This window comes from Oceanospirillum maris DSM 6286 (assembly GCF_000422865.1).
In the GTDB taxonomy this organism is placed as follows: domain Bacteria; phylum Pseudomonadota; class Gammaproteobacteria; order Pseudomonadales; family Halomonadaceae; genus Oceanospirillum; species Oceanospirillum maris.
The window spans coordinates 104,925-121,133 of sequence record NZ_KE383938.1 but is presented as its reverse complement, the minus strand read 5'-3'; the positions used below and the strand labels follow the sequence as shown (position 1 = coordinate 121,133).

Genomic DNA, 16,209 nt, shown 5'->3' with positions numbered 1-16,209 from the left:
AATTGGTTTTAGCTACAGAAAACTCGCTATTTTCTTAGATATAAAGTTGGATTTATGAACTATTTTGAGTCTCCTTTTTTGGGTGTTCCGTTGATTGAACAGGTGACGAACCCAAATATAATTGTTGGTAAACATAGCTACTACTCGGGTTATTATCATGGTCATAGTTTCGACGATTGTGCGCGCTACCTTAGCCCAGATAGAAGTGATGTTGATAAGCTGGTAATCGGTAGCTATTGCTCTATAGGTTCTGGTGCGGTGTTTATGATGGCTGGAAACCAAGGACATCGAAGTGACTGGATTAGCACATTTCCGTTTTTCTATCAAGATGATGAAAGCTTCGCGAGTGCCGAAGACGGTTTCCAGCGTTCCGGCGACACTGTCATTGGAAATGATGTGTGGATTGGCTCCGAAGCCATGATTATGCCTGGTGTTAAAATTGGGGACGGTGTGATTATTGCTGGCCGTGCTGTAGTAACCAAAGATGTAGCTTCATATGAAGTAGTGGGTTCTAATCCGGCGAAGCATATTAGGTTTCGGTTTTCAGAATCTGAGATTTCTATGTTGTTAGAGATGAAGTGGTGGACTTGGTCTGAGCTAAAGCTAAAAGATTGTATGAAATACCTTTGTTCGTCGGACATTGAAGGACTATATAGGTATTGGAAAAGAGAGATCAGAATATAACAGGCACAGTAATGACGTAATTACAATTGCGCCTTCTTTTAGCAGAAAAAAAGATTATTTTTTTACAGAGATTTTTCTATAGACTCGTTATGTGAATGGGTGGGCTAAATGTCTTCTGTACCAAAAAATAAGGATGAATTGGAGTTAGCCATAAGCTCAATATTTCCGAAACTCATGGCTGACTATCGTTCAATTCCGGAAAGCAAAGCTCGCAAACTTGGAATAGAGGGAAACGTCAAAGGTACAGTCATTAGCGTCAGTGATACGGTGGCTTACTTGATTGGTTGGGGGAAACTCGTTCTTAAATGGCATCACTTAAGATCTCAAAACCAGCCTGTAGAATTCCCAGAAACTGGTTATAAATGGAACCAATTAGGCTCACTCGCTGAAAGCTTCCACGAAGAGTATCGTGAGTGGAAATATGATGATTTACTCATTGAGCTTGAGTCTACGGTTAACGAGATACTTTTACTCATTTCAAGCTTAAGTGACCATGATTTGTATGGTGTTGCGTGGTATGAACAATGGACTTTGGGGCGCATGATTCAGTTTAATACGTCATCACCCATGAAAAATATGCGTACAAAAGTCCGGCGTTTTAATCGAGAACTCACATAGCAGTTTAAGAGTAAGTCAGCACGCGTGGCATTTTACTATGCGCTGATTTTAGTGATTTAGGCTGTATGCGTAGAGTCCGTGCAATATGCGTTATCAATGATATTAAGCACTCTCCATTTGAGGGCATAGGCAAACCAGAGCACTAAAAGAAAACTTATCTGGCTTTTGGCCCCGCCGTATTGATGATACCAATAGGCTTGTTTATGCCGTTGATACCCAAGCAATTACAATCATTTCTTGTTGTTACCATTATTAATTCAAGACAGAGCTATCTAGTGGCTAACAATCAATAAAGTAACGCCAATATACAGTTGCCATAGCTTAGTGAAAAAAACTGAGTTCAACGCATGTAAAAAGCCAGTGATCCTACTTTATCTATTCAAATCATGATTTTTGGGTGTGAATAGTGCTTTTTTAAATACCAGCCTTGAAAAAAAAGCACTTTCTTGTATTGAGGTTTAGCGCCCAATAACCTGAGACCCACGAAGTGTCATGATGGTGCCCGAAGCCATAGCTACTAACTTGCCGTCCTCTCTGAGTATTTCGCACTGGTAATGACTAATGGTGCGTCCGAGCTGAATGGGACTTGCTGTAGCGATGAGTGTCGATTTCCACACAGGGCGGAAGAATTTAATTTGCAGATCAATACTCGTAAAAGACTCACCTGATTTAATAGCGGTAGAGTGGGCCGTACCGATGGTGGCGTCTGCAAGTTCGCTGAGTAATCCGCCGTGGACAGTGCCTTGCTGATTACCGTGCATGGCTGGATCAGTGTTCATTGCCAGGGATGCCAGCGCGTTATCTACGGCGATGATACGGAAGCCGAGCAGCTTGGAAATAGCCGTTGGGTACAGCATTTCTGTCTTTGCATCTGTAGGCAAGCTGCCATCAATTTGTTTTTTAAGAAACTCTAACGTGGGAAGCATAACAGTCATAAGAACTCCTTAGTCTTAGATAATGACTGTAATTTAACAATATCTATGTTATTGGTATATTCGATAATTTTTATATTTTGATATAGGTTTTTTCTATGCTTAAAACCCAGCACTTACGGTTTTTAGTAGCAGTTGTAGATTATGGTAGTGCTATTAAAGCAGCAGAGCGTTTGCATATATCGCAACCAACAATCTCGGCAGGTCTTAAAGCACTAGAAGAAGAGTTAGGGGGAGGATTATTTGATCGTAGTGGGCCATCAAATAGGCCGTTACGTCTGACTCTAAAAGGGCAGCGGTTTTATCAAAGGGCTCTGAATATACTAGAACAGTGTGAGTCTGCTCTAGAGGAATTTGCTGGTCAGTCAACCGAGAAGGTGAAAATAATATTGGGCGTCATCGATACTCTTCCGCAGGACGTGGTTGTGGATGCGCTCTTGCTATTCAAAGCGGCTGAACCTAATGTCAGTCTTAATTGGTGGGAGGGTTCCAGTAGAAAGGTAACCAGTTGGTTTAGTCAGGAACGACTAGATATCGTTTGGAATAATGTGGGTGACTTGACCCCTAATGCCAAGCTGCTTTGGCGAGAGCGGCTCGTGGCTGTTGTAAACCCAGACCACCCCTATATTAAGACCGCAGGCACAATTTCTATTCGAGACTTAGCCAAATACCCCTTTATACATAGGTCTCGCTGTGAATTGGATCCATTAGGCCAGGCCCGACTTAAAGGCGCGGGCGTTAAACTTAATGTTCAAGGCAGGGTTGAGCGCGAAGACTTAGCTTTTCGACTCGTAAAGCACAGCCAAAGCTTCACCTTGGCTCCGGAAAAACTGGTTCCTCCTGGTTTGATATCAGTAGAAGTTTCAGGGCTGAATATCGAGCGCAATATAGGCTTGCAATGGCAGGTAGGTACACCTTTGAGGGTTATTTCAGCATTGACGAGTGCAATTGAGCAGGCTGTTGGAAAAGCGTAAAAGTGTTGTTACAAACGGGGCCCCCATAATTTATCCGACCAAAATCAGCCTTCTGATTTATATTTAAAGCACTAGTGGAATTTTGAGTGTTAATCCAGTCGTGCATTCCCGTTGAGGGGTGAGTGGCCGTATATTTTCGAGTGGGTGAAAAATGCTGCCTAATCAAGGCCTTATCTAGCTGGTTTTTCTTTATCCGGCCCTGCAAAAAAAGCCGCCAGTTCACTCGAACTGCAAATATAGGTGTCATCGAGTGAAATTTGTACACATAAAGCCTTACTTTTTAGACAAGGATTTAGGTGCTTGGCCAAAGAAACGGTTAAAGGTTGTACTAAAATTCGAAGGGTGCTGATAGCCCACTGCGTAAGCTGTTTGGGCAACTTGGTAACCAGCTTCAAGGAGCTCCCATGCTTTATTCATGCGGATTTCCAGCAGCATTTTATAAGGGCTGGTTTGATAAGCGGCTTTAAAGCCTAATTTCAATTTACTTTCACTTAATCCAACTTGTTTCCCAATATACGCCAATGTTAACGGCTGGCTCATATATTGAATCATCAGGGATTTCGCCTTGATTACTTTGAGTTCATCTTGGTGGCTGATAGATGATTTTTTTACTTCTGTATCGAATTTTTCCCCTAGTAATGAAAGCTGCTCACTGAGTAGGTTAAACGTTAAAATATTTTTTTCTAATGGTCTTTCTGTATGACTACTCATCATCAATGTCATTAACCTGTTTATATAATATTGAGTGTGATTCGCTGTTTTTGCGTGCCAATGTTGTTGTGGTGTGGGTATTTTTTCAGTATCGCACTCAAAAGGAACATCGTAATCTTCAAAAAAACGACCATCGATTAAAATACGCAGCTGGCTGACTTTCTGATTGGCTTTAAAAAGCCTTTCACCAGAACTGTTTCCAAAAGTGGACAAGGTTGTGTGGTTAGAAGAAAAAACAAAATCTTCATTCAGGCAATTTTTGGAGCGATAGCATGAGAGGCCTTCTAACCCATAGGTTAAACTGAAAGTAGAAGCTCTTCTTTCAATAATGCTTTCTTCAATGATGTCTCGGTTTGGTGTGTAACTTGAATAGGCAATCGACAACCCCGGTGCCAGGGCAAAGCGATCGACATAACACTCTCCTAGCTCTTTTGACATAGACAATCTCTGCCAACCCTTGTTAAGGCTATCGTCGGTAAAAAAAGCATTTTTATTGACTCGATACGCCATGTTTTTCTGCTTCCTATCTTCCAATATTGTTGCCAACTATTGCCACTGCGCACCTAAAAACCGTATTGAATATGTTTTTTGACGAAATGAATAAGTATTCAAATGATAATCAATCTCAGTAAAGTCTATCATGTTTTTCCATCTCGTAAAGATAGAGTTATGCAGAGGAAAAAGATCCATGATAAGACCGTTATTTTCACACGCTACGCTTCTTGCTGGCGCCCTTGCTCTAACTGTTACGTCAGCTTTTGCTGAAGAAAAAACAGAAAAAAGTGCAGCCGATGATGGTGTTTTATTGCCGGAATTAACCATTACCGCAAACAAGCAAGAACAAACCTTGTCTACCGCGCCAGTGCACGCAAATGTTTACGGTGGCGAACAGCTGCAAGACGAAGACATTTACGGTTTAAGTCAGTTGGAGGGCAAGTTTGCAGGGCTGAGCTTTCAGCCTTTTGGACAGTCTGGTATTAACTCTCCTGTATTAAGAGGGTTAACGGCTAACTTCAATGCACTTTCTAGCTCAACATTATTGATGGTTGATGGTGTTCCTACATTAACGGCGCAGGGTTATGAAAGCACCCTAGTTGATGTGGATAGAATTGAAATCTTACGAGGGCCGCAATCCACTGTGTATGGACGTAATGCGGAAGTGGGCGTGATTTCGGTTTTTAGTAAAGACTTGGACGGTGAAGACAAAACCCGATTAGGCTTAGGGATTGGTAGCCGTAATAAAAAAGTTGTTCAAGCCTCTACTAGCCAGACTCTCATTGAAGACACCTTGTATGCCAGTTTAGCGGGTGAGTTTGTCGAGCAAGATGGTTTTATTGACAATAGGACAACAGGTAAAAAGGCGGACGATAAAGAGCACCAAAATCTAAGCGCTGGCGTTCGCTGGTTAATGTCAGAAGGTACCGATATCGTAGTACGCTACCGTCGCCAAAGCTATGATGATGGTGCCATGTTATGGAATAGCGCAAGCGCGACTGAACGCACCACCGTTGCATCTGGTACCGACAGTTATAATACCTCTGTCGGCCAGACCTTTTCGATTAATGCGACTCATAGCACCTCGTCAGGCTTGCTGTTTAATTCGGTGACGGCGTACAACGATTTTCAAGATGAGGTTCAACAAGACACTGATTTTAGTGCGGCTGAAATTCTTTATATTGGACGGGATAACCACCTGCGAACCTTATCCCAAGAGTTCCGTTTAGAAGGCAATCTTGGTGACTCTCAATGGTTGGTTGGGGCCTATCTTGAAAAACAAGATCATGATCTCAGCACTACATCAAAAAATTATTTTGGTTTAACCACATTAGACGCCGGGCAGGCTGGTAATTCTTATGCATTATTTACCAACTGGACGGTGCCATTGCGCTCTGATGTTCGATTAATTGCAGGGCTTCGTGGCTCTCGTGATGAGGTGACGATTACACCAACGAGTTCCGATGAAAAGTCTGAAACCTGGACAGAGTTAACACCTCAATTAACGCTTCAATACCTTATTAATCCAGATCACATGGCCTACGCAACTTATGCGGAAGGTATGAGAGCTGGTGGATTCAATATGGTGACTGCATCTGCAGATTACTCTTCTTATGATCCTGAAAAAAACCAAAGTTTTGAGCTGGGTTTGAAAGGTAAGCTGTTAAGTCAGCAGTTGGATTACAGCCTGTCGGCTTACTATATGAACATAGATAATATGCAGGTGATGCAAATGCCGACAGCGGGGGTTATTTATTTGACCAATGCCGCTGAAGCTACGTCAGAAGGTGTTGAAGCATCCCTTGCCTATAACTTCAACGACAGTTGGAGCATGGAAACTGGTCTGGCTTGGAACAAAACACGTTTTGATAAATTTGTCGATGGCAGCAGTAATTACACAGGAAATACCAACTTATTCGCGCCAGAGATAAATGGACATGCAACGTTTCGTTATGACGGTAGTAATGGTTTATCGGCTGCGGCGAGTCTTGTTGCCACTGGATCAGTTTATTTGAATGCGGCCAATACGTATGAGCAAGAAGGTTATAAAATTATAAATCTATCAAGTAGTTATGCGATGACAGATAACATAAGGACTTCTGCCTATGTGAATAATATTGAAGACCGCGAATACGATGCTGTTGGCTACCAAAATGGTTATGTCACTGTGTACAGCCCACCAAGAGAATTTGGTTTCAAGTTCACGATGGATCTTTAAGGGAGAATAACCATGACATTATTAGATCATCATGAACTACAACCATTTTGGGATTTGGCAGGCGGACAAGTAAAAATCAAGGCACTAGAAATAGCGCTTTCTAAATCTTTGTTTGACTTATTATTGTCGCGATCTAACGCGGAAGGCGTTGCACATCATGAATCTTTTGATTCGCCTTTGAATGTAAAAAATACAGAAGTTTGGTTGGATTTATTATGGAGTATGGGCTGCCTAGAGAAATTTCTAGAAGAAACATCGGGTGAAGTGCTGTACTCAACAAGCGAGATGGCGAAAAACTATTTTGTACCAAGCTCATCATTAGATTGTTCTCAGGCGGTTGCCTTTCGTCTGAACACCCTGCAAACATTCACCTCAGGATTTGAAAAGTTATTGCATGCTCCAAAGCGAGTGCCCAAAAAAGAAAATAATGCAGAATCGGCGCTTAATATGGCGGTGGCTTGGGCTGATGCCGCCAAAGCTCAGATTTTCCAAGAGCAACGAGCCGTTACAGTTCCAATGCTTAATAAAATTATGGATTACCTGATGGCCTCTGGTGACGGGGTATTCCTGGCGGAGCAAAGGTTTAAACAGATGCACTTTTTAGATTTAGGCGGTGGCCCTGGCTTATCGGCGCTAGCCTTGGCGAAGCGCTTTCCTGAAGCAACGGGTGTGGTGTTCGACTTTCCAGAAACCGCCAAAGTGGCAAATGACAATATTCTTGCTGCAGGGCTTCAAGATCGTGTATCGATTCAATCTGGCGATTTGAATACTGCGCAACCAGAAGGCGCCTTTGATTTGATTTGGTGTTCCTCCGTATTGCATTTTCTAGACAGCGCAGATGAGGCGATAGCACGCATTTCAACGCTCTTAAAACCGAATGGTATTTTATTAATTCTTCATGCGGAACAGACGCCTGAAAAAGACCATTGTGAACGGGTATTACCCTTTTATTTATTTATGGTAATGAAAGGAAATTACCTACCTAAACAAGGAGAAATTTCCAAAATACTTAATCAAAACAGCATAAGTGTTTTAGCCTCAAAGGAGGTCGCCTGTTCTCCCATGGCACCCGTGTGGCTGCATATAGGGAGGAAAAACCATGCATAAATCCTCCTATTTTTACCTGCACTTTGTGATTGGCTTGTGTAACTTTGCCCTAGCCGCTACATCAATTTATCTGTTTCTTGGTTTACCGCTTGTTATGCGAGAACAAGGTTGGAGCGGAACAGAAATAGGCTTATTCCAAATGTCGGGCTTGCCTGTTATTTTCAAGTTTCTCTTTGCTTCGCCCATAGACAGATTTCGTTTTAAACGCGCTAATTACATGAAGTGGAGCTTAGTACTCGGTGGTGCTTTTCTGCTTTGCTTGTTCGCGCTTGCTGCATTAGACCTAGCGACCACCTCATTTAGAACCTTATTCATTATGGCCTTATGCACCTCCTTTGTGGTTTCTTGGCTGGATATTCCGGTGAACGCCTTAGCCATTGAGCGCTTGCCTGAAGAAGAACGCTCGAAAACCGGCGTGATTCGTTCTTCTGTCACCTCACTTGCATCAGTGATTGGTGGCGGTTTGATGCTGCTGGTCTACGCAAAATTAGGTTGGTCTTGGCCCTTCTATTTGTTTGCTTTAGCCGTGGTTCTTGCGGGCATATTTTTAGTGCTGGCAGGGCGGGCTTTTCCTCCTATTCAGGATTCAGCCGCAGAGCTCACTTTGGTAAAAAATGTATCCTTCTTTGCCATGTGGAAAGGCTACTTTAAACGCCCAAACATGAAAATGTGGAATCTTATCTTGATGCTGTATTTTCCGTTTATTGGCGCCGCTTGGTTATATCTAAAACCCTCTATCTTAGACATGGGTGTTTCCTTAGATAAGGTGGCATGGATTGCTAGTGCTGCAGGTATCGTAGCTGCTTTAGCAGGCCTTATTTACAGCTTTTATATACAAAAGTTTTCTCCTTATCGTGCGTTGTTTGCCTTTTCGGTTGTGAATGTTTTCGCTTTGCTTGGAATGTATATGGCGGCTTCTATGCTGTGGTTGGATTGGCGTTTAATCCTCGCTGTGATGGGACTTGCTATTGCGTTAGGGCTGTCTGCGGGGGTGATCTTTGGTTTAATTATGATTCACAGCCGTCAGGACTTGTCGGCCAGTGATTACGGTCTGCAATCCAGTTTATTTGCCTTAACAAGAATGCTTGTTCCCATATCCGCTGGCATCATGCTGGACACATTAGGTTATTCAGGGATGTATCTAGGGTTGGTTTTAGGGGCTTTGATAGTGTGTGTCTTGTCATTGTATTGGATGATAGAAAAAGAGAGGGAGAATGAAAGTGGAAAACATTAGTATTGTTGAAAAACAAGAAGATGAGAGCAATATTGCTTTAAAAACACCTAAAAAATGGAAATTAATGTTGTTGGTTTGGGTGACGATTTATCCACTGCTTAACATATTTTTTCCACTGCTAATGCCTTATATCGTTCAATTGCCACAGCCCATTAGGCTCTTAATTATGACTATTATCATCGTGCCTATCATGAGTTTTATATTGGGTCGGCTGCATAAAAGGCTGCACCTGTGGCTGAGGGAATAAACTTATTTGAAGTAAAAAAGTGGGCACCAGGCAACGAAGGGGAAAGTGGTGCTTTTTTCCTTCCTGTGTCAGTTTAATTCCCGCTATGAGCATCTTGCCGGTCGTAAATGATAAATAATCTTATTTGATATTTTGTCATTTACGAATCAGAGGTGTTTATGTCGGGTTCTTTATCCAGATCCGCTGACTTGCCCAAGGTTTGGTCGATTATGCGACCCGTTTGGGGACAAATCCGCTTTGCTATGGGTTTAGCGGGTATAGCGTCTGCTTTCACGCTAGGGGCTTTAACAATGTTGGCCTGGGCGGTGCACCGGTTGCTGGCGACTCCCGATCAGTGGCCTTGGTTGCCTCTGTTGTTGGCGGTTGTTTTGACGGTACTGGCCTATGTGCTGCGGCTGACGGCTTTTAACCAATCTCACTATGCGGCCTTTCGACTAGAGACAAGGCTGCGTACTCAGTTGTCTGAGCATCTGGCACGGCTTCCGCTGGGTTATGTGCAGCAGACTGGTGCCGGGGCATTGACTAAGGTGCTGATGGAAGATGTTAAAGCCCTGCATGTGTTTGTTGCAGACAGCACGCCTCTCTATGCTCGGGCCTATGTCTCGCCGATACTGACTTTTGCCCTGTTATGGTGGCTGGATTGGCATCTGGCCTTAGTCGCTACCGCCGTGCTGGCGCTGGGTGTAGCGGTTGTCTCGCTGGCGATGCGCAACAGTGGTGAGATGATGCGTCAGTACAATGAAGCTGGTGAGAATGTAAGCCGTGCCGTGGTGGAGTATGTACAGGCCATGCCGGTGGTTCGCACCTTTGATACCGGAACAGTCACCTTTGGTCGTTATCAGCGGGCGCTGGAAGCCTACAGAGACATTGTCACCCGCTGGTATCGCATGGCGGGGGTCTCATCCCGTTTGTCTCAGCTGATTCTGAGTCCTTTGCCAACACTGGCCGCCTTGATCTGGGTCGGAGCTTGGCTGATAAGTCAGGAGAACATGGATGCCGGTGTCTGGCTGGCGGTTTTGCTGGTGGGTACGGGCATGGCGGAATCATTGCTGCCGCTGATGTCACTGAAACATCTGGTGGCTAAAACCCAGATGAGCATTCATCGCATCCATGAAGTGATGGCTGAACCCGAGTTGCCTGTACCTGATGAAACAGCGGCTAAAACACCTCAGGATGCAAACGTGCGCTTCGAGAAGGTGAATTTTTGTTATACCCCAAGTGGACCTCTGGTGTTGCGTGATGTGAGTTTTGACGTTCCAGCGGGCACTGTAACTGCTTTGGTGGGGCCTTCCGGTGCCGGTAAAACCACGGTGGCACGGTTGATTCCGCGCTTCTGGGATGTGACGGATGGCAGTATTCGTATTGGCGACGTGGATGTGCGCGAGATGCTGCCGGAGACACTGATGCAGCAGGTAGCTTTTGTTTTTCAGGATACTTTTCTGTTTGCTGACTCTTTGGCCAATAACATCCGACTGGGCCTGCCGGAAGCCACCCTGGATGAGGTGATTGCGGCGGCTAAAGCGGCTCAGGCTCACGATTTTATTATGGCGTTACCTCAGGGTTACGACACCCAGGCCGGTGAGCGGGGTATTTTTCTTTCCGGTGGTCAGCGTCAGCGCATCACCATTGCTCGGGCGATTCTGCAAAATCGGCCGATTCTGGTATTGGATGAAGCAACTGCCTTTGCCGACCCGGAAAACGAAGCGGCATTAGTTGCGGCTCTGGCTAACCTGATGCAGGGCAAGACGGTGTTGATGGTGGCGCATCGCTTGTCGACCATCCGTGATGCTGACCAGATTCTGGTATTTGACCAAGGGCAGTTGGCGGAGCGAGGTAAGCATGATGCGTTGGTGGCTCAGAAGGGTGTCTATGCCCGGCTGTGGCATAACTATGAACAGGCTCAGGACTGGGTGCTGGCGGGAGAACAAGCATGAGCACAAACACACCTCCAATTACATCATTACGGGAAACCTGGCGGCAGTTAATGCGCAGTGCCCGTAGTCGGTCAGCACGCTTGCGGGCCAGTCTGATTGCTCTGGCTGTTGCTGCGGCTGTGCAGGGATTGGCACTGGCTTGCCTGATGCCTCTTTTTCAGACCCTGATTCCCGCTGCAAACTGGCAGGCGGCTTTGCCCTGGCTGCTGATAATGTCGGTGCTGATGCTGACCAGTTTGGCGATACGCTGGTGGGCTCAGGGGTTTGATTATTTGGGGTATACGGTGGCGAATACCCATGAGCTGCGTACTCTGATGGGGGAGCAGTTACGCCGTATCCCTTTAGAGTTATTGCAGGATAAACGGGCTGGTGAGGTTAATGCCACCCTGCTGGGCAATGTGGATGAAAACCTGAATTATCTGCTGACCGTCGCTGCCATGATGGCTCATGCACTGATCACACCGGTAGTGGTTGCTCTGGCTGCGCTATATTTTGACTGGCGCATGGGGCTGATTCTGTTGTTGGTGTTTCCCCTGCTGATTCCACTCTACCGTTGGCGTCGTCCCTCCTTCGGGCGAGGCATGCAGATGCTGGCCGATGCTAATCAGCGCACCAGTAGCGATATTCTGGAATACACTCAAGGTTTACCTGTGCTGCGTGCAGCCTGTTGCACCGGTGAAAAGGCAGAACACCTGAGAGACAGTTTCTCTCACCTGGAAAAGATTCAGACCATCGGCCAAAAGAAAGGAGCCAAGCCTAACCTGATCTTAGCAACGGTGATGGAGCTGGCAGTGCTGCTGGTGGTGTTTCTCGGTATTTTGTTTGTGGTGCAGGGATCTCTGGATATTGCCTTGCTCGCTGCCTTGCTGGTGATCGTGGTGCGCTTCAGTGAGCCACTGGCAACCTTTGTGATTTACGCCAAGGTGATTGATATTATGGAGGCGGCACTGGGTAAGATTGATGCCTTGTCAAACATCAAACCTCTGCCACAACAAACACCGGCTCAGTTACCGGATGGTTTTGAGATCCGCTTTGAAGAGATCAGCTTTGCTTATGCCAATACTGAGAAACAGATTCTGCGCAATCTTAACGCTCAACTTCCTGCACGTAGCCTTACTGCGCTTGTGGGGCCTTCGGGCAGCGGTAAAACCACGATCACACGGCTGCTGATGCGCCATGCTGATCCACAAAAAGGCCGTATTACCATCGGTGGTGTGGATCTGCGTGCTATTGAACCGGAACGGCTTAACGAGCTGATTTCGGTGGTGTTTCAGGATGTTTATCTGTTTGACGACAGCATTCTGGCCAATATTCGTATGGCTCGTCCCGATGCTTCTGATGAAGAGGTGGAAGCCGCCGCCCGCGCCGCTCATTGCCATGAGTTTATTACCCGCTTGCCTGAGGGTTACCAGACGCTTGTGGGTGAAATTGGTGGCAGGCTCTCTGGCGGTGAACGCCAGCGTATCAGTATTGCCCGCGCGATACTTAAGGATGCGCCCATTGTGATTCTGGATGAACCCACTGCGGCACTGGATACGGAAAGTGAAGTGGCTGTTCAGGCGGCTATCGACACCTTGGTGCGTGAACGTATTGTTATTGTTATCGCCCATAGGCTGTCCACCATCGCCGGTGCTGATCAGATTCTGGTGATTGATAAGGGTGAATTGGCCGAAAGTGGTAAACATCAGGAGTTGCTTGCCAACCAAGGGCGTTATGCCCGGATGTGGCAGGCGCAGCAAAGCATTAAAGAGTGGCACATTACTTCCGCTCAAGGTGTGATCTGATGAAAAAATCCTCCACAAGCATTCACTTGTTCAACATGATTTGCATGACCGCGATGATGGCTTTTGTGCCGGTCATTGGCCCTTTGATCAGAGCGTTGAGCTTAGCGGAATGGCATGGCGGGCTTGTTGTCACGGTTTCCGGTGTTTTTTGGATGTTATTAGCTCGGTTTTGGGGTAAGCGCAGTGATCGCCTCGGTCGAAAGCCGGTTTTGTTATTGGCGGGTGTTGGCTTTTCAGTCAGCTATTTAATGCTGGCCGGGTTGCTGGATTATGCTTTAAAGACACCTTTGTCCTTGCTTGTGTTGTTGCTGTTGATGCTTCTGTTCAGAGGATCGATGGGGGTGTTTTTTGCCGGTATTCCGCCGGTTTGTGCGGCACAAATTGCAGACACCCACTCACCGGATGAGCGGGGTTCTGCCATGGCAAAACTGGGTGCGTCAGGAGCTTTAGGCATGGTTTTTGGCCCCTTGTTAGCAGGCTTGTTAGCAGAATATACCGATCTGGTGACGCCCCTGTATCTGGCTGCTGTGTTACCACTATTGGCGGTACTTCTGCTGGCATGGAGGTTACCAGCCTCAGTACCGGCTAAAAATCAGTCTTCTTCAAGGGTCAGGCTCTTAGATCCTCGTATTCGCCTGCCCTTGCTGGCGATGTTTCTGGCGATGGGCAGTGTGATTATTTCTCAGATGACGGTTGGCTTTTACGCACTGGATCGTCTGCATCTGGAGGGTTTGCAGGCTGCCAGAATGGCTGGTTTAGCAATGACGGGTGTGGGCATGACCCTGATACTGGTGCAGGTTGTGTTATCTAAGGCCAAACAGGTCAATAGCCTGAAGGTGCTCTTGTGGGGCGCATTATTGGCTTGTGGTGGCTTTTTGTTAGCGACGGTGTGGATCAGTCAGGCAGGGTTGTTGGTCAGCTATTGCATCATGGCGGCGGGTCTTGGTCTGGTATTTCCTTCCGTACAGGCATTAACGGCCAACAGTGTTGAGCAACACGAACAGGGCGCAGCAGCAGGAACACTGGCCGCAGTGCAAGGGGTAGCGATGGTCGTGATGCCCCTGATCTGCACTTTGTTTTATGAAATGAACCCCATCTTGCCTTATCTGATCGCCGCTGCTTTGTTATTGCTGCTGAGTATAGGCTTTGCCGTGTACCGGCCCAGCCAACAAATTGAATATTAACCATTGCTAAAGTTCCCTCTTTTTAAGTCGATAATTCATTCGGGCTGCACAATGAAGCCCAGCCATGCTGGGTTTACTTGTAAAACTTGACATCGCAAGCTAACAATCAAAGCGCAGCTAGCCAATCGGGTGTTACGTCATCAGTGAAAGGTGCCGCTTTAATTGATACACAAGTCAGTAGAACAGAGGTTTCCTTGCTTTCACGTCTATTAGGTGGCGTGGCGACTCAGGCTGCTGTTCGTGATGCTAACACCGACCGCGACGGCTTAGCTGCTATTGCAGAGTCTGCCCTTGATAAGATATTTGGTGATAATTTTTGGAACAACAGGGATGCCCATGATGCTGAAGTACCAAACTCAGAGGATCCGCAGCGGCTTGCTCTGGCAAAACAAGCGACCGACTATGGGAATAACAAGGGTGGTAACCCATTTACAGGCTTGTCGCGAGATCAACTGGCATTAATCACCTACGATGAAAGCGGTACCTTCACCGTTAATGAACGGCGTGCAGCGTGGGAAGAGTCTTACAGACAGCATGAAGAATGGAGTCGTGCTATGGTCGCTAAGATGATGGACGAATACAACCGCACTCATAAAACCTCGTCAGAAAGCCATCAGGAAGTGCTGGATTATTACAAGTCACTGCCAGCCATTGAAGAAGCACAACTCCCAAAGGGTTACGACATGCAGTTGCAAGCTTTGATACAAGCCGCAGACAGCAATGAGCCATCTCAGCACAAAAAAGAACTGGAATCTTTGTTAGAAGTGTTGAACAAACGACTGGAAAGTAATAAACAGGCATAGGTGTTGTTAAAAGCATACTGCTTAACTTTATCGACTCATCCCATAAATAAGGAACAAATCAAGAGTTAATTTAGTAGCCGCTTAAATAAAAATCACAAAAACCTAAGCCGTACAACAAGTATATTAGTTACTTTTAAAGTTCTGTTTTGTGAGGTCGATAATTCATTGGGTAGCACAATGAAGTGCTGCCATGCTGGGCTTACTTGTAAAACTTGCCTAGTTATCTTGTTAAAACGATAGAAGGAAGTCGTATATGAAAATCAAACAAACTATGCTGTCTGTTGCGCTTGCCACTGCTACGATGTTTACCGCTGGTGCTGCCTTTGCAGGGCACCAGTACAAGTCACTTTTAAAAACCTAGGCAATCAAGAGGCAGTTTACAAGATTGTAACTAATAACGAAGTTATGACCTATGCCTATGCCAGCCCTAAACCAGCTACTAAGGTTAAAGGTTAATCCCAATAATTCGGATTCGTACAGTGTACAGAACAATATGAGCCCTGATGTTAACGCGGCAATTGTGCGCTACACCATGGGTAGTAAAACTTGTGTTTTTAGCACAACTTTTGTAAACCAGTTAATTGGTGGCGGTCTATTCCCAGGCGCTCCCAGTCAACCGGCAAGTATCGTTATAGCATTGTCAATACCGGCACGAGCGAAGTGCGCACTTGGCGCATGGAAGGTCGTATGCCACTGTTCACAATTCCTGGCACCTGATAGTCAAAGGACGACTGGGGAGCTAATAGCTCTCCAGTTCTTATGACATTTCATAATCAATAAAGGAACCGTAAGAATGCCATCCATTAACCCATTATCTAACGCGCTGAGCAACATCTCGGCCAATATGAACCGTTCGTTGCTTGACCCTAAGCAATACGAAGGTTTCACAGTCAAAGTGGGCAAGGAAACCAGCCCCGAAGGCATACTCGGCGGGACTCTCAGCCAGAAAGACTACGACAAATTTAAAGAGATCGTAAAAGATGTCAATGTTAAAGATGCCAGCAGCAATGATATGCTCACTCTTTACAGAGGGCTTATTGACGCAAAACTTCTGACTTACGACCAAGTCAATTTCGGATATATATCTGGCTCTGTAGAGTTTGGTCCCGATGGAAAAGGGATAAATCAGGACGCAAAATATAATCAGTGGGATTATCATCAAAAACAGCTTCCCACATATGCCGGCAGAGAATTTAACGAGAGTCGAGGGGGTGCAATCAATGCCATGAAGCTCATCGCTGCTGTGGCAAATACCTCACCAGTTACCGGGGCTACTGTAGCGAA

General features: G+C 45.8%; 14 protein-coding genes and 1 pseudogene. 13 read left to right on the top strand and 2 right to left on the bottom strand.

Going from position 1 to position 16,209, the window contains the following annotated elements; genetic code table 11:
* The first annotated feature begins 54 nt into the window (after positions 1 to 54).
* From catB to G517_RS20580, 3 genes and pseudogenes are all read left to right on the top strand, one after another.
* A complete protein-coding gene (gene catB / locus G517_RS0116435; RefSeq protein ID WP_028305305.1) occupies positions 55 to 684 on the top strand; it encodes a type B chloramphenicol O-acetyltransferase in 630 nt (209 codons plus the stop codon).
* Positions 685 to 792: 108 nt separating this feature from the next.
* Complete coding sequence (locus tag G517_RS0116430) at positions 793 to 1,302, top strand: ClbS/DfsB family four-helix bundle protein (protein WP_028305304.1); 510 nt, start codon at positions 793 to 795, stop codon at positions 1,300 to 1,302.
* Between the two features lie 89 nt (positions 1,303 to 1,391).
* A pseudogene (locus G517_RS20580) lies at positions 1,392 to 1,558 on the top strand (Txe/YoeB family addiction module toxin); the annotation flags it as partial.
* Positions 1,559 to 1,760: 202 nt separating this feature from the next.
* Here the strand turns inward: G517_RS20580 and G517_RS0116425 are convergent.
* Positions 1,761 to 2,228 carry a PaaI family thioesterase gene (locus G517_RS0116425; RefSeq protein ID WP_211224317.1) on the bottom strand — a complete coding sequence of 156 codons (468 nt, stop codon included), beginning with the start codon at positions 2,226 to 2,228 and terminating at the stop codon, positions 1,761 to 1,763.
* A 104-nt stretch (positions 2,229 to 2,332) separates the two neighbouring features.
* On the opposite strand from G517_RS0116425, the gene G517_RS0116420 reads away from it, so the two are divergent.
* Entirely contained in the window at positions 2,333 to 3,208 is an 876-nt protein-coding gene (locus G517_RS0116420) for a LysR family transcriptional regulator (protein WP_028305302.1), read from the top strand.
* A 273-nt stretch (positions 3,209 to 3,481) separates the two neighbouring features.
* On the opposite strand, the gene G517_RS0116415 is transcribed toward G517_RS0116420, so the two are convergent.
* Positions 3,482 to 4,429 (bottom strand): helix-turn-helix transcriptional regulator, encoded by a 948-nt coding sequence (locus G517_RS0116415; protein ID WP_028305301.1) that lies wholly within the window; start codon positions 4,427 to 4,429, stop codon positions 3,482 to 3,484.
* A 178-nt stretch (positions 4,430 to 4,607) separates the two neighbouring features.
* Between G517_RS0116415 and G517_RS0116410 the strand changes: the two genes are divergently transcribed.
* From G517_RS0116410 to G517_RS20815, 9 genes are all read left to right on the top strand, one after another.
* On the top strand, positions 4,608 to 6,632 hold the full coding sequence (locus tag G517_RS0116410; RefSeq protein ID WP_028305300.1) for a TonB-dependent receptor: 2,025 nt from the start codon (positions 4,608 to 4,610) through the stop codon (positions 6,630 to 6,632).
* Positions 6,633 to 6,644: 12 nt separating this feature from the next.
* A complete protein-coding gene (locus G517_RS0116405) occupies positions 6,645 to 7,739 on the top strand; it encodes a class I SAM-dependent methyltransferase (RefSeq protein WP_028305299.1) in 1,095 nt (364 codons plus the stop codon).
* A complete protein-coding gene (locus G517_RS19710) occupies positions 7,732 to 8,973 on the top strand; it encodes an MFS transporter (RefSeq protein ID WP_051206523.1) in 1,242 nt (413 codons plus the stop codon). Before G517_RS0116405 ends, G517_RS19710 begins: the two co-directional genes overlap by 8 nt.
* Positions 8,954 to 9,220 carry a putative antibiotic biosynthesis monooxygenase gene (locus G517_RS0116395; protein WP_102043395.1) on the top strand — a complete coding sequence of 89 codons (267 nt, stop codon included), beginning with the start codon at positions 8,954 to 8,956 and terminating at the stop codon, positions 9,218 to 9,220. The genes G517_RS19710 and G517_RS0116395 overlap by 20 nt, the downstream gene beginning before the upstream one ends.
* A gap of 158 nt (positions 9,221 to 9,378) precedes the next feature.
* Entirely contained in the window at positions 9,379 to 11,154 is a 1,776-nt protein-coding gene (locus G517_RS19705; protein WP_036591920.1) for an ABC transporter ATP-binding protein, read from the top strand.
* On the top strand, positions 11,151 to 12,938 hold the full coding sequence (locus G517_RS0116385) for an ABC transporter ATP-binding protein (protein WP_028305297.1): 1,788 nt from the start codon (positions 11,151 to 11,153) through the stop codon (positions 12,936 to 12,938). Before G517_RS19705 ends, G517_RS0116385 begins: the two co-directional genes overlap by 4 nt.
* Positions 12,938 to 14,122, top strand: coding sequence for an MFS transporter (locus G517_RS0116380; protein WP_036591918.1), 1,185 nt, complete (start codon positions 12,938 to 12,940; stop codon positions 14,120 to 14,122). The genes G517_RS0116385 and G517_RS0116380 overlap by 1 nt, the downstream gene beginning before the upstream one ends.
* A gap of 86 nt (positions 14,123 to 14,208) precedes the next feature.
* Positions 14,209 to 14,925 (top strand): hypothetical protein, encoded by a 717-nt coding sequence (locus tag G517_RS19700; RefSeq protein WP_157833210.1) that lies wholly within the window; start codon positions 14,209 to 14,211, stop codon positions 14,923 to 14,925.
* A 793-nt stretch (positions 14,926 to 15,718) separates the two neighbouring features.
* Positions 15,719 to 16,209 (top strand): hypothetical protein (locus tag G517_RS20815; RefSeq protein ID WP_036591916.1); only part of this gene is annotated, 491 nt, incomplete at its 3' end.